The organism is Aggregatibacter sp. (assembly GCF_057314075.1).
The window spans coordinates 186,281-212,154 of the sequence record NZ_DBHLAR010000008.1 but is presented as its reverse complement, the minus strand read 5'-3'; the positions used below and the strand labels follow the sequence as shown (position 1 = coordinate 212,154).

Sequence of the window (25,874 nt, the reverse complement as noted above, 5' to 3'; positions counted from 1 at the left end):
GAGATAGAGATGGAATTACAAGTTGTTGGTGCGAACGCACTCACTGTTTCTGAAACTACCTTCGGCCGTGAGTTTAACGAAGCATTGATTCACCAAGTTGTTGTTGCTTACGCAGCAGGTGCTCGTCAAGGTTCTCGTGCACAAAAAACTCGTGCTGAAGTGTCGGGTTCAGGTAAAAAACCTTGGCGTCAAAAAGGTACAGGTCGCGCTCGTTCCGGTGATATTAAATCACCAATCTGGCGTTCAGGTGGTATCACTTTCGCAGCGAGACCACAAGATCACAGCCAAAAAGTGAACAAGAAAATGTACCGTGGTGCAATCAAGAGCATTCTTTCCGAGCTTGTTCGTCAAGATCGTTTAGTGGTTGTTGATAAATTTGAAATTGATGCGCCAAAAACCAAAGTATTAGTACAAAAATTAAAAGAATTAGCACTTGAAGATGTGTTAATCATCACAGCAAGTTTAGATGAAAATCTATTCTTGGCAGCACGTAACTTATACAAAGTAGATGTTCGTGATGCTCAAGGTATTGATCCGGTAAGTTTAATTGCTTTCGATAAAGTAGTTGTAACTGTAGATGCTGTGAAGCAAATTGAGGAGATGTTAGCATGAGTCAAGAACGTTTGCTAAAAGTGCTTAAAGCACCACATGTCTCTGAGAAAGCAACAAATAACGCTGAGAAGTCAAACACAATCGTTTTCAAAGTCGCTTTAGATGCGAATAAAGTGGAAATTGCTAATGCAGTAGAGCAACTTTTTGAAGTGAAAGTGGATTCTGTTCGTACCGTTGTGGTGAAAGGTAAAACTAAACGCCGTGGTGCTAAGATGGGACGTCGCAGTGACTGGAAAAAAGCTTATGTTACACTTCAAGAAGGACAATCTTTGGACTTCGTTGAAGGTGCAGCAGAGTAATTACGGAGGAGTAGAAGATAATGGCTATCGTTAAATGTAAGCCGACCTCCGCTGGTCGTCGTCATGTTGTTAAAGTTGTTAACCCTGAGTTGCATAAAGGTAAACCTTTTGCAGCACTTTTAGATACTAAATCTAAAACCGGTGGTCGTAACAACTATGGTCGTATTACTACTCGTCACATCGGTGGCGGTCATAAACAACACTATCGTTTAATTGATTTTAAACGTAATAAATTAGACATTCCAGGTGTTGTTGAACGTTTAGAATACGATCCGAATCGTTCTGCAAATATTGCTTTAGTGCTTTATAAAGACGGTGAACGTCGTTATATCTTAGCACCAAAAGGTTTGGCTGCAGGTGATCAAATCCAAGCGGGTGCACATGCGCCAATTAAAGTTGGTAACTCATTACCAATGCGTAATATCCCGGTTGGTTCTACCGTACATAATGTTGAATTAAAACCAGGTAAAGGCGGTCAAATTGCTCGTTCAGCTGGTGCTTATGTACAGATCATTGCCCGTGAAGGTAATTATGTGACTTTACGTCTCCGTTCTGGCGAGATGCGTAAAGTGTTAGCTGAATGTTCTGCCACCATTGGTGAAGTAGGCAACTCAGAGCATATGCTTCGCGTATTGGGTAAAGCCGGTGCTAACCGCTGGAGAGGTGTACGCCCTACAGTTCGTGGTACAGCAATGAACCCAGTAGATCACCCACACGGTGGTGGTGAAGGTCGTAACTTTGGTAAACACCCAGTAACACCTTGGGGCGTTCAAACTAAAGGTAAGAAAACTCGCCATAACAAACGTACTGATAAATATATCGTACGTCGTCGTGGTAAATAATTTTAATTAAATAAGAGGATAAGCCATGCCACGTTCTCTCAAGAAAGGTCCTTTCCTTGACCTACACTTGTTGAAGAAGGTAGAGAAGGCGGTGGAAAGCGGGGATAAAAAACCAATTAAAACTTGGTCCCGTCGTTCAATGATCATTCCATCAATGATTGGATTGACCATCGCAGTCCATAATGGTCGTCAGCATGTTCCTGTTTATGTTTCTGATGAAATGATCGGTCATAAATTAGGCGAATTTGCACCGACTCGTACTTACCGCGGTCACGCTGCGGACAAGAAAGCTAAGAAGTAAGGGGTAAAAGATGGAAACTATTGCAAAACATCGTTACGCTCGCACTTCAGCGCAAAAAGCTCGCTTAGTTGCGGATTTAATCCGTGGCAAGAAAGTGGCTCAAGCATTAGAAATTCTTACTTACACAAATAAAAAAGCATCTGCTTTAGTGAAGAAAGTTCTTGAGTCAGCGATTGCTAATGCTGAGCACAATGACGGTGCAGATATCGATGATCTTAAAGTTGCGAAGATTTTCGTAGATGAAGGTCCAAGCATGAAACGTGTTATGCCACGTGCTAAAGGTCGTGCAGATCGTATTTTAAAACGTACAAGCCACATTACTGTGGTTGTGTCAGATCGTTAATCGTAGAGGAATAACAATGGGTCAAAAAGTACATCCACATGGTATTCGCCTAGGTATTGTAAAACCTTGGAGCTCTACTTGGTTTGCGAATACACAAGACTTCGCTGACAATCTTGAAGGCGATTTCAAAGTACGTCAATTCTTAAACAAAGAATTAGCGAATGCTTCCGTTTCACGTATCACTATTGAACGTCCAGCGAAAAGTATTCGTGTAACTATTCACACAGCTCGCCCGGGTATCGTCATTGGTAAAAAAGGCGAAGATGTTGAAAAATTACGCAACGCAGTAGCAAAAATCGCAGGCGTTCCAGCGCAAATCAACATTGCTGAAGTGAAAAAACCTGAATTAGATGCAAAATTAGTTGCAGACAGTATTGCTTCACAATTAGAACGTCGTGTTATGTTCCGTCGTGCTATGAAGAAAGCGGTACAAAACGCAATGCGTTTAGGCGCTAAAGGTATCAAAGTTGAAGTTAGCGGACGTTTGGGCGGTGCTGAAATTGCTCGTTCCGAATGGTATCGTGAAGGTCGCGTGCCTCTACATACATTGCGTGCGGACATCGACTATAACACTGCAGAAGCTCATACTACATACGGCGTAATCGGCGTTAAAGTATGGATCTTCAAAGGTGAAATTCTGGGTGGAATGGCTGCAGTTGCGCAATCAGAACAACAACCTGCCGACAAGCCTAAAAAGGCTCCTCGCGGTAAAGGTCGTAAGTAAGGAGAAACGCTAAATGTTGCAACCAAAACGTACAAAATTCCGTAAAGTTCACAAAGGCCGTAACCGTGGTATCGCGGGCGGTACAGAAGTTAGCTTCGGTACTTTCGGTTTAAAAGCAGTTGGTCGTGGTCGTTTAACTGCACGTCAAATTGAAGCCGCTCGTCGTGCGATGACACGTGCAGTAAAACGTCAAGGTAAAATCTGGATTCGTGTATTCCCTGATAAACCAATTACTGAAAAACCATTAGAAGTCCGTATGGGTAAAGGTAAAGGTAACGTTGAGTACTGGGTAGCCTTAATCCAACCGGGTAAAGTTCTCTATGAAATGGATGGTGTGTCTGAAGAGATCGCAAGAGAAGCATTTGCATTAGCGGCTGCTAAATTGCCAATTAAGACCACTTTCGTAACTAAGACGGTGATGTAATGAAAGCTCAAGAACTACGTACAAAAAGTGTTGAAGAGCTGAATGCTGAATTGGTTAACTTGTTAGGTGAGCAATTCAAGTTGCGTATGCAAGCAGCCACCGGTCAGCTTCAACAAACCCATCAGTTAAAACAAGTGCGTCGTAGTATTGCACAAATTAAAACTGTTCTAACCGAAAAGGCGGGTGAGTAATGACTGATAAAATTCGTAGCGTGCAAGGTCGTGTAGTAAGTGACAAGATGGAGAAATCTTTCGTTGTTGCTATTGAACGCAAGGTTAAACACCCACTTTATGGTAAGTTTATCCGTCGCACAACTAAACTACATGTGCACGATGAAAATAACGAAGCTAAATTAGGTGATTTAGTAGAAGTTCGTGAATGTCGTCCGATTTCTAAAACTAAATCATGGACTTTAGTTCGTGTCGTTGAGAAAGCAGTAATTGCTTAATTAACGATAGAAAGTAGTAAAATAAAAGCCAATAGTGTAAAGCTGTTGGCTTTTTGTTTTCTTAAATGGTTGAAATTCTGACCGCACTTTTATTTTCTAAGAGAAGTAGATAGCGTGATGGAAGGTTTTTTAGTGCTTTTCTCACTAACAACCGACACTTCTTTTTATAAGTAAATTTTTAGAAATAAAATTCCATTGCATTTTATATCTAATTTTGCTAAACTCCGCCATCTCTCCGTCGTACATGTCTATTTAAATATGTCGTTGGAAGGTTCGTCCCGCAAGGGTGGTTTTTTTATTTAACGGAGCACTAATATGATCCAAGAACAGACTATGCTGGATGTTGCTGACAATTCAGGCGCTCGCAGCGTAATGTGTATCAAGGTTCTAGGTGGATCGCACCGTCGTTATGCTGCTATTGGCGACATTATCAAAGTTACTGTAAAAGAAGCAATTCCACGCGGTAAAGTAAAAAAAGGTGATGTATTAAAAGCAGTTGTTGTGCGCACCAAGAAGGGTGTTCGTCGCCCAGATGGATCAGTCATTCGCTTCGATGGTAACGCTTGTGTAATTTTAAACAATAACACAGAGCAACCAATCGGTACTCGTATTTTTGGACCGGTGACTCGTGAACTTCGTTCTGAAAAATTCATGAAGATCATTTCTTTAGCTCCAGAAGTACTGTAAGGAGAATGTAATGGCTGCAAAAATCCGTCAAAATGATGAAGTAATTGTGCTTACCGGCAAAAGCAAAGGTAAGCGCGGCAAGGTAACAAAAGTGTTATCTAACGGTAAAGTGATTGTTGAAGGTGTAAATATCATCACTAAACATGAAAAACCGGTACCTGCATTAGGTAAAGAAGGTGGTTTAGTGAAGAAAGAAGCTGCAATTGATGTGTCAAACGTTGCAATTTTCAACCCAACAACAAATAAAGCTGACCGGGTAGGTTTTAGATTCGAAGACGGTAAAAAAGTACGTTTTTTCAAATCTAACAATGAAATTATTTAATAATAAACTGGAGTAATGCGATGGCGAAACTGCATGATTACTACAGAGAGCAAGTAGTAAATGAATTGAAAACTAAATTCAACTACTCGTCTGTCATGCAAGTCCCACGAATCGAAAAGATAACCCTAAATATGGGTGTGGGTGAAGCATTGACCGATAAAAAATTGCTAGATAATGCAGTAGCAGATTTAGCAGCAATTAGCGGTCAAAAACCTTTGGTTACTAAAGCTCGCAAGTCTGTTGCAGGCTTTAAAATCCGTCAGGGATATCCAATCGGTTGTAAAGTAACACTACGTGGTGAACGTATGTGGGAGTTCTTAGAACGTTTAATTACAATTGCTGTTCCACGTATTCGTGACTTCCGCGGTTTAAGCGCGAAATCATTTGATGGTCGTGGAAATTACAGTATGGGTGTGCGTGAGCAAATCATCTTCCCTGAAATCGACTACGATAAAGTAGATCGTGTACGTGGTTTAGATATTACTATTACCACAACAGCTAAGAATGATGAAGAAGGTCGAGCATTATTGGCTGCCTTTAATTTCCCATTCCGTAAGTAAGGCAGGTTGCAAATGGCTAAACAATCAATGAAAGCACGCGATGTAAAGCGCGTCAAATTGGCTGAAAAATTTTATGCGCAACGCGTAGAATTGAAAAAAATTATTTCTGACGTTAATGCCTCTGACGAAGATCGTTGGAATGCTGTGATGAAGTTACAAACTTTACCACGTGATTCTAGCCCTAGTCGTCAACGTAACCGTTGTCGTCAAACTGGACGTCCTCACGGCGTTCTTCGTAAGTTTGGTTTAAGCCGTATTAAGGTTCGTGAAGCTGCTATGCGCGGTGAAATCCCCGGCCTTAAGAAAGCTAGCTGGTAATATGCCACTTTAATTTGGAATCGGAGTAAAAGCACAATGAGTATGCAAGATCCTATCGCAGATATGTTGACCCGTATTCGTAACGGTCAAGCTGCGAATAAAGTTGCGATCAGTATGCCTTCATCCAAGCTAAAAGTTGCAATTGCCAATGTATTAGCTAGCGAAGGTTATATCGAAAGCGTTAAAGTAGTTGAAGGTGTAAAACCTGAATTGGAAATTACATTAAAATATTTCCAAAATAAACCGGTTGTAGAGAGTATTCAGCGTGTAAGTCGCCCAGGCCTTCGTATTTACAAACGTAAAGACGAATTACCGAAAGTAATGGGTGGTTTAGGTATTGCTGTAGTATCTACATCTAAAGGTGTAATGACTGACCGTGCAGCTCGTCAAGCGGGTTTAGGCGGTGAGATCATTTGTTATGTAGCTTAATGGAGAGGTAGGAAAATGTCTCGTGTTGCAAAAGCACCTGTTAGTATTCCTGCCGGTGTTGAGGTAAAACTTAACGGACAGTTACTAACAATTAAAGGTAAAAATGGTGAGTTGTCTCGCTCTATTCATCATTCAGTAGAAGTTAAGCATGAAAATAATGAATTAACATTTTCACCTCGTGAAGGTATTGAAGGTGGTAATGCTCAGTCAGGTACTGCTAGAGCATTAGTTAATTCCATGGTTATCGGTGTGACTGAAGGATTTACAAGAAAACTACAATTAGTAGGTGTAGGTTATAGAGCTCAAATTAAGGGAAATGCTGTTGCTTTAAGTCTTGGATTTTCTCACCCTGTTGAGCATGTTTTACCTGCAGGAATTACTGCTGAGTGTCCTTCTCAAACTGAAATTGTTTTGAAAGGCGCAGATAAACAGTTAATTGGCCAAGTTGCTGCAGATATTCGTGCTTATCGTCGCCCTGAACCGTATAAAGGTAAAGGGGTACGTTACGCTGATGAAGTGGTACGTATTAAAGAAGCTAAGAAGAAATAATTAAGGTAACACTATGGATAAGAAATCAGCTCGTATCCGTCGTGCGGCTCGTACGCGTCATATGATGAGAGAGCAGGGAGTAACTCGTTTAGTTATTCATCGTACTCCACGTCATATCTACGCTCAAGTCATCGCACCAAACGGTTCGGAAGTGCTTGCAGCTGCTTCTACTGTTGAGAAAGCAATTAGTGAGCAAGTGAAATATACCGGAAATAAAGAAGCAGCCGCTGTTGTCGGTAAAGCTGTTGCGGAAAGAGCATTAGCAAAAGGCGTTAAAGACGTGGCTTTTGATCGTTCTGGTTTTAAATATCATGGCCGCGTCCAATCTTTAGCGGATGCTGCTCGTGAAGCTGGTCTACAGTTCTAATTGAGGTAATTTGAGATGTCAAACATCGAAAAACAAGCTGGTGAACTGCAAGAGAAGCTAATTGCGGTAAACCGCGTATCTAAAACTGTAAAAGGTGGTCGTATCATGAGTTTCACTGCGTTGACCGTAGTGGGTGATGGTAATGGTCGTGTCGGTTTTGGATATGGAAAAGCGCGTGAAGTTCCTTCAGCTATTCAAAAGGCAATGGAGAAGGCGCGTCGTAATATGATTAATGTAACTTTAACTGAAGGAACATTGCAGCACCCTGTTAAGGGTGTCCATACAGGTTCTAGAGTATTTATGCAACCTGCTAGTGAGGGTACCGGTATCATTGCCGGTGGTGCAATGCGTGCTGTGTTAGAAGTTGCTGGCGTACGTAACGTATTGTCAAAGGCTTATGGTTCAACTAACCCAATCAATGTTGTTCGTGCAACTATTGATGCTTTAGCAAATATGAAATCACCAGAAATGGTCGCTGCTAAACGTGGTAAATCAGTTGATGAAATTTTGGGGTAATTAATAATGGCTAAAACTATTAAAGTAACGCAAGTTCGTAGTTCTATTGCTCGTTTACCGAAGCATAAAGCTACGCTACGTGGTCTTGGTCTTCGCCATATGCATCATACTGTTGAGTTAATTGATACTCCGGCAGTACGTGGAATGATTAACCAGATTTCATATATGGTTAAAGTGGAGGAGTAATAGATGCGTTTAAATACTCTATCTCCGGCTGAAGGTGCTAAGCATAGTGCTAAACGTCTTGGTCGTGGTATCGGTTCTGGTTTAGGTAAAACCGGTGGACGTGGTCATAAAGGTCAAAAATCTCGTACCGGTGGCGGTGTTCGTCGCGGGTTTGAAGGTGGTCAAATGCCTTTATATCGTCGTTTACCTAAATTTGGTTTTACTTCAACGAAGTCTGCAGTAACAGCAGAAGTTCGTTTAGATGACCTAAACAAAATTGAAAATGGCATTGTAACTTTAGAGACACTAAAAGCAGCTAATATTTTAACTAAGGATATTCAGTTTGCTAAGGTAATTTTAGCTGGTGAAGTTAAAGTTAAGTTAGTCGTTCGTGGATTACGTGTTACTAAAGGCGCTAAAACAGCTATTGAGGCTGTTGGCGGTTCAATTGAGGAATAATTAATGGCTAAGCAACCAGGCTATCAAACGAGAAGTGTTCAAGACGGTAAAAGTGAACTGAGAAGCAGATTGTTATTTGTTCTTGGCGCGCTTATTGTTTTCCGTATTGGTTCGTTCATTCCGGTTCCTGGTATAGATGCAGCTGTGTTAGCTCAATTAATTGAACAGCAAAAAGGCACCATCATTGATATGTTTAATATGTTCTCTGGTGGTGCATTGAGCCGAGCTTCTATTTTTGCTTTGGGCATTATGCCTTATATCTCGGCATCAATTATTATTCAGTTGTTAGCATCGGTTCATCCAGCACTTGCTGAGTTAAGAAAGGAAGGTGAATCTGGTCGTCGAAAAATTAGTAAGTATACCCGTTATTCTACGGTTGTTCTTGCTACCTTACAGGCGGTTGGTATTTCAACGGGTTTACCTAACATGCTACCAGGCCTAGTTCCTAATCTAGGGTTCGGGTTCTATTTCACTGCCGTGATTAGTTTAGTTACAGGGACTATGTTTTTAATGTGGCTAGGCGAGCAAATTACAGAGCGTGGTATTGGGAATGGCATCTCTTTAATTATCTTTGCTGGTATTGTGGCAGGATTGCCTGCGGCTGTAGGTCAAACAATTGAGCAAGCTCGTCTTGGTCAGATGCATTTTCTTGTTCTTATATTAATTGCTGTAATTGTCTTCGTAGTTACTTATTTTGTTGTTTTCGTAGAACGAGGGCAAAGAAGAATTAAAATTGAGTATGCTAAACGCCAACAAGGTAGACAAATCTTGGGGGGGCATACGACTCACCTTCCATTAAAAGTGAATATGGCAGGTGTTATCCCAGCAATTTTTGCATCAAGTATAATTCTTTTCCCAGCAACATTAACTCAATGGGTTGGGCAAGGGTCAAGTTTAGAATGGCTAACTGATTTATCAATGTTATTGCATCCTGGGCAACCCTTATACTTGATTGTTTATGCTACTGCAATTATCTTCTTTAGCTTTTTCTACACTGCAATGCAATATAATCCTAGAGATACAGCAGATAATTTGAAAAAATCAGGTGCATTTATACCTGGAATTAGACCTGGGGAACAAACATCTCGGTATATCGATAAAATTATGACTAGATTAACTCTTATTGGTGGTCTATATGTCACGTTTGTTTGTTTAGTTCCTTATATCATGACATCAGCTTGGAATGTGCAGTTTTATTTTGGTGGTACCTCTTTGCTAATTGTTGTGGTGGTCATTATGGATTTCATCGTTCAGATTCAGAGTCATTTGATGTCTACAAAATATGAATCTGCGTTGAAAAAAGCAAACCTCAAAGGTTTTGGGCAATAGTCCAATTATTAAAAGGATAAGCAATGAAAGTTCGTGCTTCCGTTAAGAAATTATGTCGTAACTGTAAGATTGTTAAACGCGAAGGTGTTGTTCGTGTAATTTGTAGCGATCCTAAGCATAAGCAACGTCAAGGTTAATTGATATTTTTCTTGCAAAGAACAGGTTGGGTATATATACTACCCAACTCATTTATTTCCTTGGCACTTTGTTTGAGTATCCTGAAAACGGGCTTTTCAAGATCAGAGTGTCAACTAATTAACAATAGGAGTGCATAGTGGCCCGTATTGCAGGCATTAACATTCCTGATCACAAACACGCTGTAATCGCTTTAACTGCAATTTACGGTATTGGTAAAACCCGCTCAAAAAGCATTTGTGCTGCTGCGGGTATTGCTGAAGATGTTAAGATCAGCGAATTGTCTGAAGAGCAGATTGACAAACTGCGTGACGAAGTTGGTAAATTTACCGTCGAAGGGGATTTACGTCGTGAAGTAACACTTAACATTAAACGCCTATTAGATTTAGGTTGTTATCGTGGTTTACGTCATCGTCGTAGTTTACCGGTACGTGGTCAACGTACTAAAACTAATGCGCGTACCCGTAAGGGTCCTCGTAAGCCGATCAAAAAATAGTCGGGGTAAATTAAGATGGCAAAAACACCAGTTCGTGCACGTAAACGTGTAAAAAAACAAGTTGTAGATGGCGTTGCACACATTCACGCATCTTTCAATAACACAATCGTTACTATAACTGATCGTCAAGGTAATGCCCTCGCTTGGGCTACCGCAGGTGGTTCAGGTTTCCGTGGTTCTCGTAAATCCACCCCGTTTGCTGCACAGGTTGCTGCTGAACGTTGTGCTGAAATTGTAAAAGAATTCGGCCTGAAAAACTTGGAAGTTATGGTAAAAGGACCTGGTCCTGGTCGTGAGTCAACTATTCGTGCATTAAATGCGGCAGGTTTTCGTATTACGAATATTACTGATGTGACTCCGATTCCTCATAACGGTTGTCGTCCACCGAAAAAACGTCGTGTTTAATGACGTTATAGGAATAGTTGGAGAAAGAAAATGGCAAGATATTTGGGTCCTAAACTCAAGCTAAGCCGCCGTGAAGGTACTGATTTATTTCTTAAATCAGGCGTTCGTGCGATTGATTCAAAATGTAAAATTGATACTGCGCCAGGTCAACATGGTGCACGTAAACCACGTTTATCTGACTATGGTAGTCAGTTACGTGAGAAGCAAAAAGTTCGCCGTATGTACGGTATTTTAGAACGTCAATTCCGTAATTACTACAAAGAAGCAAATCGATTAAAAGGTAATACAGGTGAAAATCTATTGGTATTACTTGAGGGTCGTTTAGATAATGTAGTTTATCGTATGGGATTTGCAGCAACTCGTGCTGAAGCTCGCCAGTTAGTGAGTCATAAAGCTATCGTTGTTAATGGCCGTGTGGTAAACATCCCATCTTTCCAAGTTTCAGTTGATGATGTGATTGCTATTCGTGAAAAATCCAAAAAACAAGCACGTATTAAAGCATCATTAGAATTAGCAGAACAGAAAGAAAAACCAACTTGGTTGGAAGTTGACGCTGCTAAAATGGAAGGTGTATTTAAACGTGTTCCTGAACGTTCTGATTTATCAGCAGACATTAATGAACATCTGATCGTTGAGCTTTATTCTAAATAATAGAGCTTAGAAGCAAAGAGAGGATAAAATGCAGGGTTCTGTTACAGAATTTTTAAAACCACGTTTAGTTGATATTGAGCAAATTAGCTCAACTCAGGCTAAGGTAATCTTAGAGCCTTTAGAGCGTGGTTTCGGTCATACTCTAGGAAATGCATTACGTCGAATTCTTTTATCTTCAATGCCAGGTTGTGCTGTTACTGAAGTAGAGATTGATGGTGTATTGCATGAATATAGTAGTAAAGAAGGTGTACAAGAAGATATTATTGAAGTACTGTTAAACTTAAAAGGTTTGGCTGTAAAGGTACAAAATAAAGATGATGTTCTTTTGACACTTAGTAAGTCTGGAATTGGCCCTGTTGTTGCTGCCGACATTACCCATGATGGTGATGTTGAAATTGTAAATCCTGAACATGTCATTTGCCATTTAACAGATGAGAATGCGTCAATTAATATGCGTATTCGTGTCCAACGTGGTAGAGGATATGTTCCAGCATCTGCTCGTACTCAGAATCAAGACGAGGATCGTCCAATTGGACGTTTATTGGTAGATGCTTGTTATAGCCCTATTGACCGTATTGCCTATAATGTTGAGGCAGCACGTGTTGAACAAAGAACTGATTTAGATAAATTGGTTATTGAGCTAGAAACAAATGGTACTATTGATCCTGAGGATGCGATTCGTCGCGCAGCAACAATTTTAGCAGAACAGCTTGATGCATTCGTTGATTTGCGTGATGTTCGTCAGCCTGAAGTTAAGGAAGAGAAGCCAGAATTCGATCCAATTCTGCTTCGTCCTGTTGATGACTTAGAGTTGACAGTTCGTTCTGCTAACTGTTTGAAAGCAGAAACAATTCACTATATCGGTGATTTAGTTCAACGTACAGAAGTTGAGTTGCTGAAAACTCCTAATTTGGGTAAAAAATCACTTACTGAAATTAAGGATGTGCTCGCTTCGAGAGGCTTATCACTAGGTATGCGCCTTGAAAATTGGCCACCAGCAAGTATTGCTGAAGACTAGTTTGGTCGTAGGTTAAAGATTTTTCTGAGAAGGATAAGGTTATGCGCCATCGTAAGAGTGGTCGTCAACTAAACCGTAATAGCAGTCATCGTCAAGCGATGTTCCGTAATATGGCAAGTTCTTTAATTGGTCATGAGATCATTAAAACAACTTTGCCTAAAGCAAAAGAATTACGTCGAGTAGTTGAGCCGTTAATTACTTTAGCAAAAGTAGACACTGTGGCAAATCGCCGCTTAGCTTTTGCTCGTACACGCAATATTGAAACTGTTGCAAAATTATTTAATGAATTAGGTCCACGTTTTGCTCAGCGTGCTGGTGGTTACACCCGCATTCTTAAATGTGGTTTCCGTGCCGGCGATAATGCACCAATGGCTTACATTGAGTTAGTTGATCGTCCGGAAGTTTCTACTGAAGAAGCTGTAGCGGAATAAGATTTTAATTTATTAACTAAAAAGGTCGAATGGTAACATTCGACCTTTTTTATTTTTAAAGAGTTATAGGCTTAAAATATCGTAATATATCACTCTTATTTAGTTCTCTTTTTAACCCATAAATCTGCGTATTTTACAAAAGTAGAGTGTGCAGAAAGAATTGCTAATAATAATCCTGCCTTGCCATCCAAGAAGCCTAATCGAATAAAATACATTTTTACAAAACAACCGATAGCATGGGTTATGCCTTGCCATAAGGTGGCTTTTTTACCCGCTTTTTCTCGTTGCTCTGCCCATGCTTTGGCATAGCCGGCAGATTTGACTAAGTAATGATGAATATCTTGATAAGTGTAATGAAGCAAATCGCCATTTAATTTTTGAATCTCGGCATTGGCAGGCAATTCAACTTTTTCATGCACTAATTGATCGCCATAGTGGGCGAAATCTGTGCGGTACAGACGAATGACATAATCGGGATACCAACCGGAGTAGCGGATTTGACTACCGAACACTTCGCTTAAACGCGGGATTTTGTATGCTGTATTTGGTGCATCTTGTGCTATTGCATTTTGAATGGATTGGCGTAATTCTGGTGTGACTCGTTCGTCTGCATCTAACCATAGTACATAATTACAGGTGACATGTTGTTGAGCCAATTGGCGTTGTTTGCCAAAGCCCGGCCAATCAATATTCTGGTAAAATTTTGCACCGTATTGTTCGGCGATGCGTTGCGTATCGTCTGTACTGCCGGAGTCTAAAATGATGATTTCGTCTACCCAATCTTTCACCGTATCCAAACAAGATGCGAGGTGATGGGCCTCATTTTTGACAATCATTGCAACACTGATAGTAGGCATGTTTTTATCCTTTGTGAATCTGTTGCAAACGCTTATACTAAGCGCTTGTTTATCATTATTAATTTTCGCAATTCTAACATAAGCCGGCGTATTTTCTATGTTACGTTTTTTTTATACCTGTGTAATGTATCTTGCCCAGCCATTTTTGTGGTTGTCACTGCTGGCTTGTAGTATAAAAGCATCTAATTCCCGTAAACGTTTGAGTGAACGTTATGGCTTGTATTGTAAGTTGTCCTCGCCTAAACCTAATGGCGTGCTTATTCATGCCGCTTCTGTGGGAGAGGTCATCGCTGCAGTGCCACTGATTAAGCGTATTCAGCACGATTATCCGGATTTGCCGATTACCGTCACCACCATGACACCTACCGGTTCTGATCGCGTTAAAGCGGTTTTTGGAGAAAGTGTTACTCACGTTTATTTGCCTTATGATTTACCTGATGCCGTTGCACGCTTTATTCGTTTTGTGCAGCCAAGTTTAGTCGTGGTGATTGAAACGGAACTTTGGTTTAACCTGATTCATCAACTGGCCAAGAAACAAATTCCATTTGTTATTGTGAATGCTCGCTTATCAGCGCGTTCTACCAAGCGTTATAGTTGGTTTAAAAAGGCATTAAAACCACTTTTAGAGAATATCACTTTAATTGCTCCGCAAGATGAGGTGAGTTTATCGCGTTACGCCCAATTAGGGATCGCACCGGAACGCCTAAAATTGACCGGTAACATTAAATATGATTTAAATTTAACAGACGATTTATTGACGAAAATTTCTGCATTAAAAGTCCAATGGAATATTTGTCGCCCTATTTGGATTGCGGCAAGCACCCATGAAGGTGAAGATGAAATCATCTTAAAAAGCCACCGCACTTTATTACAGCGCTTTCCCGATTTATTACTGATTTTAGTCCCTCGTCATCCTGAGCGTTTTAATTCCGTTGCACAGCTTATTGAACAACAACGTTTTAATTATATTCGTCGTAGCACTCATCTGGCGCCGCAGGCAGAAACCCAAGTGTTGCTCGGTGATAGTATGGGAGAGCTGATGTTGCTATATGGCCTAGCTGATGTTGCCTTGGTAGGCGGTAGTTTGGTGGCTCATGGTGGACATAATCCGTTGGAGCCGTTAGCGTTTAAATTGCCGGTGATTAGCGGTAAACATACCTTCAATTTTCCTGAAATCTTTACTAAGTTGGAAGCGCGTCAAGGCGTGTTAATGACGGAAGAAAATCCGCAAGCCGTGGCAGAGGCTGTCGCACAGTTTTTAGAATCACCGACGCTTAGCCAACGTTATGCTAATGCGGGTTATGCAGTATTAAATGAAAATCGCGGTGCGTTGCAACGAGTGATGGATTTGTTAAAACCTTATTTGAATGAGGCAAACTAAATGACAACGGTAATTTATCCCGGTACTTTTGACCCCTTAACCAATGGGCATTTAAATATTATTGAGCGAAGTGCGGTGCTTTTTTCTCATGTTTTGGTGGCCGTAGCCGAAAGCCCAAGTAAGAAACCGTTATTCAGTTTGGTGGAGCGGGTAGAGTTGGTGCGTCAATCAACAGCGCATTTGCCAAATGTGGAAGTGATTGGGTTTAATAATTTATTGGCGGACACCATTGCTGAATATCATGTCAAAGCGATTATTCGCGGTGTGCGTAGTACGACAGATTTTGAATATGAAGTTCAGTTAGCCCATCTTAACCGTTTGTTGACGCATGGTGTTGAGAGCCTGTTTTTCCCGCCGGTCGAGCAATGGTCTTATGTTTCTTCTACGATGATTCGTGAAATTTATCTTCATAACGGCGACATGAGCCAACTTGTTCCGCCAGCCGTGTTAAAGGCGTTACAGCATAAACGAGAATTAGGCGCATAGGCATCTGTAACTTACTATGTCACTAGTGCATGTATTTTGCTGGCACTCGCATTTTCTCCTTAGCTTGAATATCCCTCGAGTAAATCCCGCCAATTCTGTTCATCAAACTGAATATGTATTCGTGCCACTTCCTTAGTAAAAGAACGATGGAGTCGTTGTAAGTTTGCGTCTTTCCAAAAACTTCCGGATTTTTCACCGCACTTATCGAAGTCGATGAGCCAGAATTGGTTGCCGCTTTCGTTTTGTTGAAACAGAATGTTGTGGGCGTTCAGGTCCGTGTGGCAGATTTGCAAATCGTGTAAGCGACGAATAAGCCTGCCGATTTGTTGCCATTGTTTGGGTTCAAGGGCGTGATGTTGTAAAAGTGTGGTCAAATCTTGGGCATTTTCTATTTTTTCACTTAATAAATCGGCTTGATAACAAATGCCTAAATTCCCTTTACGCACCCGAGCCCCAATCGGTTTCGGTACCGGTAAACCGGCTTGATGTAATTGATTTAGTAGTTTGAATTCCGCCATGCTACGAGTATGGTTCAAATCGTTGAAGCGATAACGATCTTTATTGATTTTTCCCCACAAGCCACCACGATAATAATGGCGTAATGCCGTGTTTACGCCAAATAAATCTGCGGTTTGGAGAAACCACGTAGTACCACGCCCTTTGGCGGAGCCGATAATGCGATTGTGTTGTTGCCAAAATGTTGGATTAAAAAACAGATCTTGGTTTGCCAGCGTTTGATCAAAATTAAAGAGAAAAAAGTCGTTTTTGAGTTGGAATTCAAGCATTTTAAGTGATGAAAATGAGATAGCAGATAGGCGCATTCTACTTTAAAATAAACCGATTCCCAAGTTTAACCGAGATAACAAATCCCCATGGCTCTTTTCTCTCAAGCACCTCAATCTCTCTGCATTCTACGTTTATCCGCTATCGGTGACGTTTGTCATGCATTAGCGGCAGTGCAACATATTCAACGTTATTGGCCGAACACCAAAATTACATGGATTATTGGCAAAACTGAGGCCCAGTTATTTCGCCATGTGTCGGGCATTGAATTTATTGTGTACGATAAAAAGAGCGGTTGGCGTGGTGTCTGGAATTTATGGCGGCAATTGAAACATCATCGGTTTGATGCACTTTTGAATATGCAAACAGCCTTTCGAGCCTCCATATTATCTCTAGGAATCCATGCGAAATACCGTATTGGTTTCAGTAAGCAACGGGCACGAGAAGGGCAGTGGTTGTTTACGAATCAACGAATTCATGATCCTGCTAAGCCGCATGTATTAGACGGTTTTATGGCATTTGCCGACTATCTTGGCGTTCCCTCGTCTCAACCTCAGTGGGATTTACCGGTGACGGAGGCGGATTTAACGTCCGTGCGAGAATATCTTGATTCGCATCGCAAAAATCTGCTGATTTCACCTTGTTCCAGCAAAAAAGAAAAAGACTGGCTGGTGGAACGTTATGCTGCAGTGGCAAATTGGGCGCATCAACATGATATCAATGTGATTTTATGCAGCTCACCTGCGCCACGTGAATTGGCGATGATTGAGGAAATAAAAAATGTATGTAATTTTGCTCCGGTAGAGGTGGCCGGTAAGTTAACGTTAACTCAGCTTACCGCATTAATTCGTGAAGTAGATTTAGTGATTTCACCGGATTCCGGCCCGGCGCATATTGCCACAACACAAGGGACGCCTGTTATTGGGCTATATGCCTACCATAATCCACTTCGCACCGGACCTTACCACAATTTAGACAATGTGGTTTCCGTGTATGAACAAAATGCACAAAAAGAATTCGGTAAGCCTTCATCGCAATTGCCTTGGGCAACTAAGTTAAAAGGGCAAAATTTGATGGCTCAAATTGATGTGAAAGAGGTGGTTAAACAAGTGAAAACCCTTCTCTTGCCGTAAAAGTGCGGTGGTTTTTCATCTTGTTTTTTATAAAAAAATCGGCACCTATAAAAGGTGCCGATGATATAAAGTTCCTAATAAATGAAGTTAGTCTTTCTGCGTATTATAGGCTTCTAATGCGCGTAAAGAATAGGTGTAAGCAGCTCCGGCATTGAGTGCGATTGACATCGCTAAGGCTGCTGCGACTTCTTCTTCGGTTGCGCCGGCTTTTACCGCTTCGGCTGCGTGAACGCCGATACAGCTTTCACAGCGCGTGGTGACGGCTACTGCAAGGGCAATTAATTCGCGGGTTTTGGCATCCAATACGTCGCCTTCTGCCGCTGCTGCGCTTAGTGCGCCGTAGGCTTGTAACATTTTCGGGTGTTTTTTACCTAATTCGCCGAATGATTTTTTTACATGGGCAACGTCATTTTTCCAATCTGCAAACATCTTATTCTCCTTAAATATGTTTAAAACGTGTTCTGAATTTCGGAACAAATTATAGGCGAATTCTTGTATCATACTTGCCAATTCGTCTTAACTTTTATACTTAAAATCTCATTATGGATTGTTTAGATAAACTTATTCAGTTAGCACAGGTCAGCGGAGAAGTGAACGTCCGTTGTTTATTTCAAGGCGATTGGCAGGTGCAGCAGGACGTTGGTGAAAATCAATATGTCGGCATTTTTCATTTGATTGAACAAGGGGATTGTTGGTTGAGTTTGGAAAATCAACAGATTCATTTACAAGCCGGCGATGTCTTTTTTCTTCCGCAAAATCGACCGCACTTGATCGCCAGTCAAACGCAACAGGCAGCAATGAAAACAGCGCCAATGCTGGCAACACCGCAAGAAAACCAGACGGATTTATTTAAGGTTTATCATATTGGGCGGAATTCCTCGGATTTGAAAATGTTTTGTGGCATGTTGTATTACAGTCGTCCGTCGTTGTTAATAGAGGCGTTGCCTACATATTTGCATTTGTCTTTGCATGATACGCCGTTGTTAGCACTGATTCAGGTGCTACAACAGGAGGCGGACAAAACGCAAAGTGGGGCAAAATCGTTGATTGATTCACTGGTCACGGTGCTGTTTATTTATATTTTGCGTCACGGATTGCAATCAACTCAGTTAAATCAAGGGGTGTTGGCGGGGTTGCAAGATAAACGCTTGAGTCATGTGCTGGAACAGTTATTAAGTGCACCGCAACAAGCATGGAATATGGATTCTTTGGCCGAGTTGGCGGCAATGTCACGAGCGAATTTTATGCGGGTGTTTCAGCAAAAAATCGGTATGGCACCGGGTAAATTTTTAACTCAGCTTCGTCTTCAACAAGCAGCGTTATTATTAAACCAAAGCCAGAAAAGTGTATTGGCGGTGGCGTTGGACGTGGGCTATCAATCGGAAGCGCATTTTAGCAAAGCTTTTAAAAGTACTTACGGTATGAGCCCAAGCCAATACCGTAAACGTGTTTCCCTTTAGTATGGGTTGAAGACAATTTAGGCTATAATATGCCGCAATTTGTGGGCAACCTCGAATAAGGTTGCCCTTTGTTTTTAAGGAAAGAGGACATGTTAAATAAAATTTTTAGTTGGTTTGAGCATCGTTTGAACCCCTATCCCGATCAACCGCCGAAAACACCGGATAAAGGGTTGTTCCGCTTTATTTGGTCGAGCATCGAGGGCATGAAAGGTTGGATTTTGCTGTTAGCGGTGCTGACGATCGGAAACGGCGTGATGGAAGCCATGTTGTTCCAATTCATGGGCTTGTTGGTGGATTGGTTGGGGGCTTATACACCGACAACCTTATGGCAGGAAAAAGGCCATTTACTTATGGGAATGGGCGGCTTGTTAGTCTTCAGCATTATTTGGTTATTTTTAGCCTCCTCCGTGCGTCTGCAAACCTTACAAGGCGTGTTTCCGATGCGCCTGCGTTGGAACTTTCATCGTCTGATGTTGGGGCAAAGTTTAAGTTTTTACCAAGACGAATTTGCCGGCAGGGTGTCCGCCAAAGTCATGCAGACAGCTTTAGCAGTGCGTGATACAGTGCTGACCATCGCCGATATGTTGGTTTATGTGGTGGTGTATTTTGTCACCTCTGGCTTGGTGTTAGCCTCATTAGATAGTTGGTTCCTTGTGCCTTTCTTCATTTGGATTGTGCTGTTTATCACCATTTTGCGTTTGTTAATTCCCCGTCTTTCCAAAACGGCTCAACGTCAGGCAGATGCCCGTTCGTTGATGACGGGGCGAATCACCGATGCCTATTCCAATATTGCTACGGTGAAACTCTTTTCCCATGGTGATCGAGAAGCAAGTTATGCCAAACGTTCTATGGAAGAATTTATGGTTACGGTGCATGCTCAAATGCGTTTGGCAACGTCGTTAGACAGCTTAACCTACATCAATAATGTCGTATTGATTTTAAGTACGGCAATCATTGGCGTTCTGCTGTGGCAACAAAATCTCGTTGGCGTGGGTGCTATTGCCACTTCTACCGCCATGGCATTGCGCGTTCATGGCTTGTCCCGTTGGATTATGTGGGAATCGGCACGCTTGTTTGAAAATATCGGTACGGTAAATGATGGTATGAATACGCTGACTAAACCGCAGACTATTTTAGATAAGCCGAATTGCCTGCCATTAAAAGTGACACAGGGTGAGATTAAATTCAATGACCTGAGCTTTGCCTATGATCCGGCAAAACCTTTGTTGAGTCATTTTAATTTAACCATTAAACCGGGTGAAAAAGTTGGATTGATTGGGCGTTCCGGCGCGGGTAAATCTACCATTGTGAATTTATTATTACGTTTCTATGAAGCCCAGCATGGCTCCATTACCATTGATGGACAAAACGTGTTAGATGTCAGCCAAGAAAGCCTGCGTAGTCAAATCGGTTTGGTGACGCAAGATACGTCGTTATTGCACCGTTCTGTGCGTGATAACATCGTGTACGGCAGACCAAGTGCCACTGAGCAGGAAATATTTGATGCGGCGGAACGTGCCGAAGCGGCGGATTTTATTCCGTTTTTAAGCGATGCCCAGGGACGCAAAGGGTATGATGCCCATGTTGGCGAACGTGGCGTGAAACTCTCGGGCGGACAACGCCAACGTATCGCCATTGCCCGCGTGATGTTAAAAGATGCGCCGATTTTGTTATTGGACGAGGCCACCAGTGCGCTAGATTCCGAGGTGGAAGCGGCGATTCAAGAAAGTTTGGATAAAATGATGGAAAACAAAACCGTTATCGCCATCGCTCACCGTTTATCCACGATTGCCGCGATGGATCGTCTGATTGTGTTGGATCACGGACAAATCGTGGAGCAAGGTACCCATGCTGAATTACTCGCACAAAACGGTCTGTATGCCAAATTATGGCAGCACCAAAGTGGTGGCTTCTTGAGTGGGCACACAGATTAAAAATACCTTCTAAAACGACCGCACTTTTGCTTGGCAAAGTGCGGTTTCTTTTTACGGTGTTTTTCAGCCTTATGTTCCTCGCATTTTTTTAGCGCAGAAGCAATAGATTTACTCAACGGATAGGGCTGATTATAATGCTTGGCATGATTTAAACGATTTTAAGGATACACATGCAATTTTCTAAAATGCACGGACTCGGCAATGATTTTATGGTGGTGGATGCGGTTACGCAGAACGTGTATTTCCCAACGGATACCATTAAACGTTTAGCGGATCGTCATCGTGGCATTGGGTTTGATCAGCTGTTGGTGGTGGAGCCGCCTTATGATCCCGAATTGGATTTTCATTATCGTATTTTTAATGCGGATGGCAGTGAAGTGGCGCAATGTGGTAATGGTGCCCGTTGTTTTGCCCGTTTCGTGACGCTCAAAGGCCTAACCAACAAAAAAGATATCGCCGTCAGTACACAAAACGGCAAAATGGTGTTGACCGTCAAAGAAGACGACAATGTGCGTGTGAACATGGGCGAACCCATTTGGGAGCCGAATAAAATTCCATTTACCGCCAATAAATTCGAGAAAAATTATATTCTGCGCACGGAAATTCAAACGGTACTCTGTGGCGTGGTATCCATGGGGAATCCCCATTGTGTGGTGCAGGTGGATGATATTCACACGGCCAATGTAGCGCAGCTCGGACCATTACTCGAAAACCATGAGCGTTTTCCGGAACGGGTGAATGCCGGTTTTATGCAGGTGGTGAACCGCAAACATATTAAATTACGCGTACATGAGCGTGGTGCGGGCGAAACACAAGCCTGCGGTAGTGGTGCTTGTGCGGCAGTCGCTGTGGGGATTATGCAAGGCGTATTGGACAATGAAGTGCAGGTGGATTTGCCCGGCGGCAGTTTGCTGATTGAATGGCAAGGCGAAGGGCATCCTCTGTATATGACCGGTAGCGCCACCCACGTCTATGACGGTATGATTTATCTCTAATTTTCGATCATCTGCGATGCAAAACGAACTGCAAAAATACCTGACTTATCTGCGCATTGAACGTCAAGTGAGTCCTTATACGCTGACCAACTATCAACATCAGTTGGTGCGCGTTATCGCCATTTTGCAGGACGCCGGAATTCAACAATGGCAACAAGTCACACCAAGTGTCGTGCGCTATGTGTTGGCACAAAGCAGTAAACAGGATGGCCTAAAAGAAAAAAGCTTAGCATTACGCCTTTCTGCGTTGCGTCGATTTTTGAGTTATTTGGTGTATCAAGGGCAGCTCAAGGTGAATCCGGCTGTGGGTGTTTCCGCGCCTAAGCAACCCAAACATTTACCCAAAAACATCGATACGGATCAAATTCAGCTATTACTTGCCAACGACAGCAAAGAACCCATTGATATCCGCGATCGCGCCATGATTGAATTATTTTACAGCTCCGGTTTGCGTTTGTCGGAATTGCAAGGATTGAACTTAAACAGCATTAATCTTCGCGTGCGTGAAGTACGGGTGATTGGTAAAGGGAACAAAGAGCGTATTGTGCCACTGGGACGTTATGCTTCCCATGCGATTCAACAATGGCTCAAAGTGCGGTTGTTATTTAACCCAAAAGACGATGCGTTATTTGTCAGTCAGTTGGGGAATCGCATGTCCACGCGCACGATTCAAATGCGCTTGGAACGCTGGGGCATTCGACAAGGGTTGAATAGCCATTTGAATCCGCACAAACTTCGCCACTCTTTTGCCACCCATATGTTGGAAGCAAGTTCGGATTTACGCGCTGTGCAAGAATTGCTCGGACATAGTCATTTATCGACAACGCAAATTTATACACACTTAAATTTTCAACATTTAGCAGACGTGTATGATGCGGCCCATCCACGAGCCAAACGGAAAAAATAAGAGAAACACCATGAAATTTTACCGCACTTTATATCCTTTTCAGGTGATCAGTTTTGATTTGGATGACACCTTATACGATAACTCACAGGTGATGATTAAAGCGGAAAGTGAATTTCTGGCATTTTTACGTCAATATGACGGCGTGCAAGACGTGACGCAGGCGGAATGGGTGTTTTGGAAAGAAACGATTGGGCGTGAAAATCCTCTCCTGCAGGAAAATGTTACCGCATGGCGAACGCAAAGTTTACAAGCGCTATTAGCAAAACGACAAAAAAGTGCGGTTGACATTTCCGCTATTTCTGAACAAGCGATGCCGTACTTTTTACACTGGCGCCATCAAATCGATGTGCCGGCGCAGAGTTTTGAGATTCTGCAACAACTCAAACCGCGCTACAAACTTGTGGCGATGACTAACGGCAATGTAGAACCGGCACGTATTGGCTTTCACCACTTTGATTTAGTATTACGCGGCGGTGAGCATGGCAGAGCTAAACCTCATGAGGATTTATTCCGGCAGACCGCGCGTCATTTCAATATTTTGCCACTCCAACTTTTGCATGTAGGCGACAATTTACAAACAGATGTACAAGGCGCCATCCAAGCAGGCTGCCAAGCAGTTTGGTTAAACTTAACTCCAAAGCATATTCACCAATTCAGCGATGCTCGTCTGTTGCCAACGATAGAAATGTCGGATTTATCGGCATTGTTGTCGTTGCATTATTAAAAGTGCGGTTATTTTTTACCGTGTTTTTATAAAGAAAAAGGCATAGTCAAGCTATGCCTTTTTTATTTTATGAATGAACATTCTCAATTATTTGACGATATCGCCTTTCTTATTGTCTTGCGATTGCTTTAGTTAGGGAGGGTAGGTAGAATTGGTGGAATTTTAATTTTGATATTTTAAATTTCATTAAGTGGGTTATTTTATGAAAAAACTCTTGTTATGTGTCGGTTTTGCTGTTTTTTCTTTGACAGCTTGTTCCTCTGGTGTTACTGATTTGAAACCTGTTAGCGCAGGTCAGAATATTAAACATGTTTGCTTAAAAGGGAGCGTTAAAGCCGCACCAGATCATTTTATTGATGCATTAACGCGTAGCTTAAAAAATAAAAATATTTCTGCTGAGTTAGTGAAAAATAAATCAACCTGTGCTCATGTCTTATTTTTCAACGTGCGAGGCAACAGTAATATTATTGCACGCGCAAAATTTGAATTAAAAACGATGGAAACAAAACAATCTTTGGGATCATTATCGTATAAACGTCGCGGTGATGAGAAAGAACGTGTTGATCAGGTTGGTTTACAAGGTCAAACGGATTTAATGATTAACCAACTCTTTCAATAAGCCATAATGACTAAGACCATTTGTCAGTTTTATTGCAATATTTCAGCGTGGAACATTGTTTGTAATAAGACATTATCCGACCATGATTGGGCGCTAGGATATGCGCATTGGCAACAAAATAATGAAAGTTTTCCTGATTTTGTTCCTAAACTTGCGTTTTTAGCGCCATTAAAACGTCGCCGTTTAAGCGATTCCGCCCGTTTAATTTTTGAGGCAGCTTGGAATCTGGTTGAGGAGAAAACCAATTTACCGGTGGTTTATGCGTCAGCAAATAGTGAAATTAATCGCAATTTTAGTTTATGGCATGCCTTATTAACGGAAGGAGATGTTTCCCCAACCTCTTTCAGTTTGTCAGTACACAATGCATTAATCGGACAATGGTCTGAATTGCGTAAAGTAAAAGCGGAAACGACAGCGTTAATGGCTAACAAAGATAATTTAGAAGTTGCTTTATTGGAAGCCTATCTCTTATTACAAGAGGGGGCCAATCAGGTGCTAGTGGTTGTAGCTGAGTCACCTCTTGCTCAAGAATACAATGTTGCTCCTGTTATTCGCCAGCCTTTTAGTTATGCACTAGCATTGGTGGTAGAGGCCGGAGAACAATACCAATTGAGCCTTTCTAACCATCCTTTTAATGCCGATCTTACCTTTGATTCGGCCTTAGAATGGGTTAAAAATCAGCATTTAAACTGCACACAATGGCAAACACCAAATAGTACGGGAGGCGTTTGGACATGGCAGAAAAACTAGACTGGTTTCGGCGATTTGTTGGGACGGCAATGGGTTTTTTCTTTTGGGGGATCGCAGGGGGCATGCTTCAATTAGTTTTATACCCTTATATGCTTACTAGTAAAAGCCATGCACTACAAAGCCAGCTAAAAACACGCCGTTTTGTTGGTCGGATTTGGAATTACTTTATTCGCTATTTATCTTTTGCTGGTTTGTTGCAAGTTAGTTATAAGGGGTTTGAAAAGCTTGGTCGTCCTGGACAATTAATACTGCCTAATCATCCTTCTTTATTGGATGTGGTATTAATTTTAGGCAAAGTTCCGACACTCAACTGTATTGTTAAAAAAGATTTATTAAATAACCCTACCATGCGAAATCAGATATTGGCTTGTGGTTTTTTACCCAATACGGAGTCTGTCGAATTATTAGAAAAAAGCGACGAAGTACTAAAAGAACAAGCCTTATTACTTTTTGCTGAAGGAACGCGAACCGGTTGGGACGGTGTGGTTAAACTTAATCGAGGTGCGGTATCTATCGGTTTACGTAGTGCTAAAGTGATTACACCAGTTGTGATTCGAATGCTTCCATTAAATTTGAAAAAAGGTCAACCGTGGTATCAAATTCCGAAAACACGCATTCAATATGAGCTTATCGTTGGTGAAGATATCGATCCTCAGGACTGGTTACAAACTCAATCTTTGCCAATGGCTTCTCGTCGATTGACTAAATATTTAGAAGATTATTTTAATTTACACACAAAGGACAACAAAAATGGAACTGGAACAGCAAATTAAACAATTAATTATTGATAGCTTGGCATTAGAAGATATCAGTGTTGAAGATATTGAAAATGACACCGCACTTTTTGGTGACGATGGTTTGGGTTTGGATTCTGTTGATGCTCTTGAATTGGGGTTAGCGGTACAAAAAACATTTCATTTACAATTGGATAGTGAACAAACCCAAGTACGTAATCACTTTGAAAGCGTAGCAACGTTGGCAAACTTTATTCGTAGTCAAAAAGGTGAGGCGTAAT

41 protein-coding genes are annotated in these 25,874 nt (G+C 41.7%); 38 read left to right on the top strand and 3 right to left on the bottom strand.

Going from position 1 to position 25,874, the window contains the following annotated elements:
• The first annotated feature begins 9 nt into the window (after nt 1-9).
• The 26 genes from rplD to rplQ all read left to right on the top strand — a co-directional run bounded on the left by rplD (nt 10) and on the right by rplQ (nt 12,830).
• Complete coding sequence (rplD, locus tag ACO5E4_RS06625) at nt 10-612, top strand: 50S ribosomal protein L4 (protein WP_485862486.1); 603 nt, start codon at nt 10-12, stop codon at nt 610-612.
• Nucleotides 609-911, top strand: a complete 303-nt coding sequence (gene rplW / locus ACO5E4_RS06620; protein WP_005701885.1) for a 50S ribosomal protein L23 — start codon at nt 609-611, stop codon at nt 909-911. The genes rplD and rplW overlap by 4 nt, the downstream gene beginning before the upstream one ends.
• A 20-nt stretch (nt 912-931) precedes the next feature.
• Entirely contained in the window at nt 932-1,753 is an 822-nt protein-coding gene (rplB, locus tag ACO5E4_RS06615) for a 50S ribosomal protein L2 (protein ID WP_005701883.1), read from the top strand.
• A 25-nt stretch (nt 1,754-1,778) separates the two neighbouring features.
• Nucleotides 1,779-2,054, top strand: coding sequence for a 30S ribosomal protein S19 (gene rpsS / locus ACO5E4_RS06610; RefSeq protein ID WP_005539416.1), 276 nt, complete (start codon nt 1,779-1,781; stop codon nt 2,052-2,054).
• 10 nt (nt 2,055-2,064) lie between these two features.
• A complete protein-coding gene (rplV, locus tag ACO5E4_RS06605) occupies nt 2,065-2,397 on the top strand; it encodes a 50S ribosomal protein L22 (protein WP_005539363.1) in 333 nt (110 codons plus the stop codon).
• A 16-nt stretch (nt 2,398-2,413) separates the two neighbouring features.
• Nucleotides 2,414-3,121, top strand: a complete 708-nt coding sequence (gene rpsC / locus ACO5E4_RS06600; protein ID WP_485862485.1) for a 30S ribosomal protein S3 — start codon at nt 2,414-2,416, stop codon at nt 3,119-3,121.
• A 13-nt stretch (nt 3,122-3,134) separates the two neighbouring features.
• On the top strand, nt 3,135-3,545 hold the full coding sequence (gene rplP, locus ACO5E4_RS06595) for a 50S ribosomal protein L16 (RefSeq protein ID WP_005715748.1): 411 nt from the start codon (nt 3,135-3,137) through the stop codon (nt 3,543-3,545).
• Nucleotides 3,545-3,736: a 50S ribosomal protein L29 gene (rpmC, locus tag ACO5E4_RS06590; RefSeq protein WP_005539356.1), complete on the top strand. Its 192-nt coding sequence runs from the start codon at nt 3,545-3,547 to the stop codon at nt 3,734-3,736. The genes rplP and rpmC overlap by 1 nt, the downstream gene beginning before the upstream one ends.
• Nucleotides 3,736-3,993 carry a 30S ribosomal protein S17 gene (gene rpsQ, locus ACO5E4_RS06585; protein WP_005539352.1) on the top strand — a complete coding sequence of 86 codons (258 nt, stop codon included), beginning with the start codon at nt 3,736-3,738 and terminating at the stop codon, nt 3,991-3,993. Before rpmC ends, rpsQ begins: the two co-directional genes overlap by 1 nt.
• Nucleotides 3,994-4,308: 315 nt before the next feature.
• Complete coding sequence (gene rplN, locus ACO5E4_RS06580) at nt 4,309-4,680, top strand: 50S ribosomal protein L14 (RefSeq protein ID WP_005619403.1); 372 nt, start codon at nt 4,309-4,311, stop codon at nt 4,678-4,680.
• 10 nt (nt 4,681-4,690) lie between these two features.
• The gene (gene rplX, locus ACO5E4_RS06575) at nt 4,691-5,002 is read left to right on the top strand and encodes a 50S ribosomal protein L24 (protein ID WP_005548785.1); all 312 of its coding nucleotides are present in this window, start codon (nt 4,691-4,693) and stop codon (nt 5,000-5,002) included.
• A 20-nt stretch (nt 5,003-5,022) separates the two neighbouring features.
• Nucleotides 5,023-5,562 carry a 50S ribosomal protein L5 gene (rplE, locus tag ACO5E4_RS06570; RefSeq protein WP_485862484.1) on the top strand — a complete coding sequence of 180 codons (540 nt, stop codon included), beginning with the start codon at nt 5,023-5,025 and terminating at the stop codon, nt 5,560-5,562.
• Nucleotides 5,563-5,574: 12 nt separating this feature from the next.
• On the top strand, nt 5,575-5,880 hold the full coding sequence (rpsN, locus tag ACO5E4_RS06565) for a 30S ribosomal protein S14 (protein ID WP_005715753.1): 306 nt from the start codon (nt 5,575-5,577) through the stop codon (nt 5,878-5,880).
• 36 nt (nt 5,881-5,916) lie between these two features.
• The gene (gene rpsH, locus ACO5E4_RS06560; RefSeq protein WP_005715755.1) at nt 5,917-6,309 is read left to right on the top strand and encodes a 30S ribosomal protein S8; all 393 of its coding nucleotides are present in this window, start codon (nt 5,917-5,919) and stop codon (nt 6,307-6,309) included.
• A 15-nt stretch (nt 6,310-6,324) separates the two neighbouring features.
• A complete protein-coding gene (rplF, locus tag ACO5E4_RS06555) occupies nt 6,325-6,858 on the top strand; it encodes a 50S ribosomal protein L6 (RefSeq protein WP_314955073.1) in 534 nt (177 codons plus the stop codon).
• A gap of 13 nt (nt 6,859-6,871) precedes the next feature.
• Nucleotides 6,872-7,225: a 50S ribosomal protein L18 gene (gene rplR, locus ACO5E4_RS06550; protein WP_485862483.1), complete on the top strand. Its 354-nt coding sequence runs from the start codon at nt 6,872-6,874 to the stop codon at nt 7,223-7,225.
• 15 nt (nt 7,226-7,240) lie between these two features.
• Nucleotides 7,241-7,741, top strand: a complete 501-nt coding sequence (gene rpsE, locus ACO5E4_RS06545; protein WP_314955078.1) for a 30S ribosomal protein S5 — start codon at nt 7,241-7,243, stop codon at nt 7,739-7,741.
• A gap of 6 nt (nt 7,742-7,747) precedes the next feature.
• Complete coding sequence (rpmD, locus tag ACO5E4_RS06540; RefSeq protein ID WP_005715766.1) at nt 7,748-7,927, top strand: 50S ribosomal protein L30; 180 nt, start codon at nt 7,748-7,750, stop codon at nt 7,925-7,927.
• 3 nt (nt 7,928-7,930) lie between these two features.
• Nucleotides 7,931-8,365, top strand: a complete 435-nt coding sequence (gene rplO, locus ACO5E4_RS06535) for a 50S ribosomal protein L15 (protein ID WP_485862482.1) — start codon at nt 7,931-7,933, stop codon at nt 8,363-8,365.
• A 3-nt stretch (nt 8,366-8,368) separates the two neighbouring features.
• The gene (gene secY / locus ACO5E4_RS06530) at nt 8,369-9,694 is read left to right on the top strand and encodes a preprotein translocase subunit SecY (RefSeq protein ID WP_005715771.1); all 1,326 of its coding nucleotides are present in this window, start codon (nt 8,369-8,371) and stop codon (nt 9,692-9,694) included.
• A 23-nt stretch (nt 9,695-9,717) separates the two neighbouring features.
• Nucleotides 9,718-9,831, top strand: a complete 114-nt coding sequence (rpmJ, locus tag ACO5E4_RS06525; RefSeq protein WP_314955088.1) for a 50S ribosomal protein L36 — start codon at nt 9,718-9,720, stop codon at nt 9,829-9,831.
• Between the two features lie 137 nt (nt 9,832-9,968).
• Nucleotides 9,969-10,325, top strand: a complete 357-nt coding sequence (rpsM, locus tag ACO5E4_RS06520; RefSeq protein ID WP_005548758.1) for a 30S ribosomal protein S13 — start codon at nt 9,969-9,971, stop codon at nt 10,323-10,325.
• Nucleotides 10,326-10,340: 15 nt separating this feature from the next.
• Nucleotides 10,341-10,730, top strand: coding sequence for a 30S ribosomal protein S11 (rpsK, locus tag ACO5E4_RS06515; protein ID WP_005543603.1), 390 nt, complete (start codon nt 10,341-10,343; stop codon nt 10,728-10,730).
• A 30-nt stretch (nt 10,731-10,760) separates the two neighbouring features.
• The gene (gene rpsD, locus ACO5E4_RS06510) at nt 10,761-11,381 is read left to right on the top strand and encodes a 30S ribosomal protein S4 (protein ID WP_314955094.1); all 621 of its coding nucleotides are present in this window, start codon (nt 10,761-10,763) and stop codon (nt 11,379-11,381) included.
• Between the two features lie 28 nt (nt 11,382-11,409).
• Entirely contained in the window at nt 11,410-12,399 is a 990-nt protein-coding gene (locus ACO5E4_RS06505) for a DNA-directed RNA polymerase subunit alpha (protein WP_111295505.1), read from the top strand.
• A 41-nt stretch (nt 12,400-12,440) separates the two neighbouring features.
• Complete coding sequence (gene rplQ / locus ACO5E4_RS06500) at nt 12,441-12,830, top strand: 50S ribosomal protein L17 (protein WP_048750157.1); 390 nt, start codon at nt 12,441-12,443, stop codon at nt 12,828-12,830.
• Between the two features lie 95 nt (nt 12,831-12,925).
• Here rplQ and ACO5E4_RS06495 read toward each other — a convergent pair whose 3' ends face one another.
• The gene (locus tag ACO5E4_RS06495; RefSeq protein WP_485862481.1) at nt 12,926-13,687 is read right to left on the bottom strand and encodes a glycosyltransferase family 2 protein; all 762 of its coding nucleotides are present in this window, start codon (nt 13,685-13,687) and stop codon (nt 12,926-12,928) included.
• Between the two features lie 97 nt (nt 13,688-13,784).
• Between ACO5E4_RS06495 and waaA the strand changes: the two genes are divergently transcribed.
• Together waaA and coaD are read left to right on the top strand one after the other, a co-directional pair.
• Nucleotides 13,785-15,068: a lipid IV(A) 3-deoxy-D-manno-octulosonic acid transferase gene (gene waaA, locus ACO5E4_RS06490; RefSeq protein WP_485862480.1), complete on the top strand. Its 1,284-nt coding sequence runs from the start codon at nt 13,785-13,787 to the stop codon at nt 15,066-15,068.
• Nucleotides 15,069-15,554: a pantetheine-phosphate adenylyltransferase gene (gene coaD / locus ACO5E4_RS06485; protein WP_485862479.1), complete on the top strand. Its 486-nt coding sequence runs from the start codon at nt 15,069-15,071 to the stop codon at nt 15,552-15,554.
• Between the two features lie 59 nt (nt 15,555-15,613).
• Here coaD and ACO5E4_RS06480 read toward each other — a convergent pair whose 3' ends face one another.
• The gene (locus ACO5E4_RS06480; protein WP_485862478.1) at nt 15,614-16,339 is read right to left on the bottom strand and encodes a 3-deoxy-D-manno-octulosonic acid kinase; all 726 of its coding nucleotides are present in this window, start codon (nt 16,337-16,339) and stop codon (nt 15,614-15,616) included.
• An 87-nt stretch (nt 16,340-16,426) separates the two neighbouring features.
• Between ACO5E4_RS06480 and ACO5E4_RS06475 the strand changes: the two genes are divergently transcribed.
• Nucleotides 16,427-17,470 carry a glycosyltransferase family 9 protein gene (locus tag ACO5E4_RS06475; RefSeq protein ID WP_485862477.1) on the top strand — a complete coding sequence of 348 codons (1,044 nt, stop codon included), beginning with the start codon at nt 16,427-16,429 and terminating at the stop codon, nt 17,468-17,470.
• Nucleotides 17,471-17,557: 87 nt separating this feature from the next.
• Here the strand turns inward: ACO5E4_RS06475 and ACO5E4_RS06470 are convergent, their stop codons facing one another.
• Nucleotides 17,558-17,899 (bottom strand): carboxymuconolactone decarboxylase family protein, encoded by a 342-nt coding sequence (locus tag ACO5E4_RS06470; RefSeq protein WP_032997740.1) that lies wholly within the window; start codon nt 17,897-17,899, stop codon nt 17,558-17,560.
• A gap of 113 nt (nt 17,900-18,012) precedes the next feature.
• Between ACO5E4_RS06470 and ACO5E4_RS06465 the strand changes: the two genes are divergently transcribed.
• From ACO5E4_RS06465 to ACO5E4_RS06425, 9 genes are all read left to right on the top strand, one after another.
• Complete coding sequence (locus tag ACO5E4_RS06465; protein ID WP_485862476.1) at nt 18,013-18,930, top strand: cupin domain-containing protein; 918 nt, start codon at nt 18,013-18,015, stop codon at nt 18,928-18,930.
• 89 nt (nt 18,931-19,019) lie between these two features.
• Nucleotides 19,020-20,864 carry an ABC transporter ATP-binding protein gene (locus ACO5E4_RS06460; protein ID WP_485862475.1) on the top strand — a complete coding sequence of 615 codons (1,845 nt, stop codon included), beginning with the start codon at nt 19,020-19,022 and terminating at the stop codon, nt 20,862-20,864.
• 170 nt (nt 20,865-21,034) lie between these two features.
• Nucleotides 21,035-21,859: a diaminopimelate epimerase gene (dapF, locus tag ACO5E4_RS06455; protein WP_485862474.1), complete on the top strand. Its 825-nt coding sequence runs from the start codon at nt 21,035-21,037 to the stop codon at nt 21,857-21,859.
• Nucleotides 21,860-21,875: 16 nt separating this feature from the next.
• A complete protein-coding gene (xerC, locus tag ACO5E4_RS06450; RefSeq protein ID WP_485862473.1) occupies nt 21,876-22,766 on the top strand; it encodes a tyrosine recombinase XerC in 891 nt (296 codons plus the stop codon).
• Between the two features lie 10 nt (nt 22,767-22,776).
• Nucleotides 22,777-23,490, top strand: a complete 714-nt coding sequence (locus ACO5E4_RS06445; protein WP_485862472.1) for an HAD-IA family hydrolase — start codon at nt 22,777-22,779, stop codon at nt 23,488-23,490.
• 190 nt (nt 23,491-23,680) lie between these two features.
• A complete protein-coding gene (locus tag ACO5E4_RS06440; RefSeq protein WP_485862471.1) occupies nt 23,681-24,109 on the top strand; it encodes a hypothetical protein in 429 nt (142 codons plus the stop codon).
• Nucleotides 24,110-24,115: 6 nt separating this feature from the next.
• Nucleotides 24,116-24,859 (top strand): beta-ketoacyl synthase chain length factor, encoded by a 744-nt coding sequence (locus ACO5E4_RS06435; RefSeq protein WP_485862470.1) that lies wholly within the window; start codon nt 24,116-24,118, stop codon nt 24,857-24,859.
• A complete protein-coding gene (locus ACO5E4_RS06430) occupies nt 24,844-25,632 on the top strand; it encodes a lysophospholipid acyltransferase family protein (RefSeq protein WP_485862469.1) in 789 nt (262 codons plus the stop codon). Before ACO5E4_RS06435 ends, ACO5E4_RS06430 begins: the two co-directional genes overlap by 16 nt.
• Nucleotides 25,610-25,873, top strand: a complete 264-nt coding sequence (locus tag ACO5E4_RS06425) for a phosphopantetheine-binding protein (RefSeq protein ID WP_311351533.1) — start codon at nt 25,610-25,612, stop codon at nt 25,871-25,873. The genes ACO5E4_RS06430 and ACO5E4_RS06425 overlap by 23 nt, the downstream gene beginning before the upstream one ends.
• Nucleotide 25,874 lies beyond the last annotated feature (1 nt).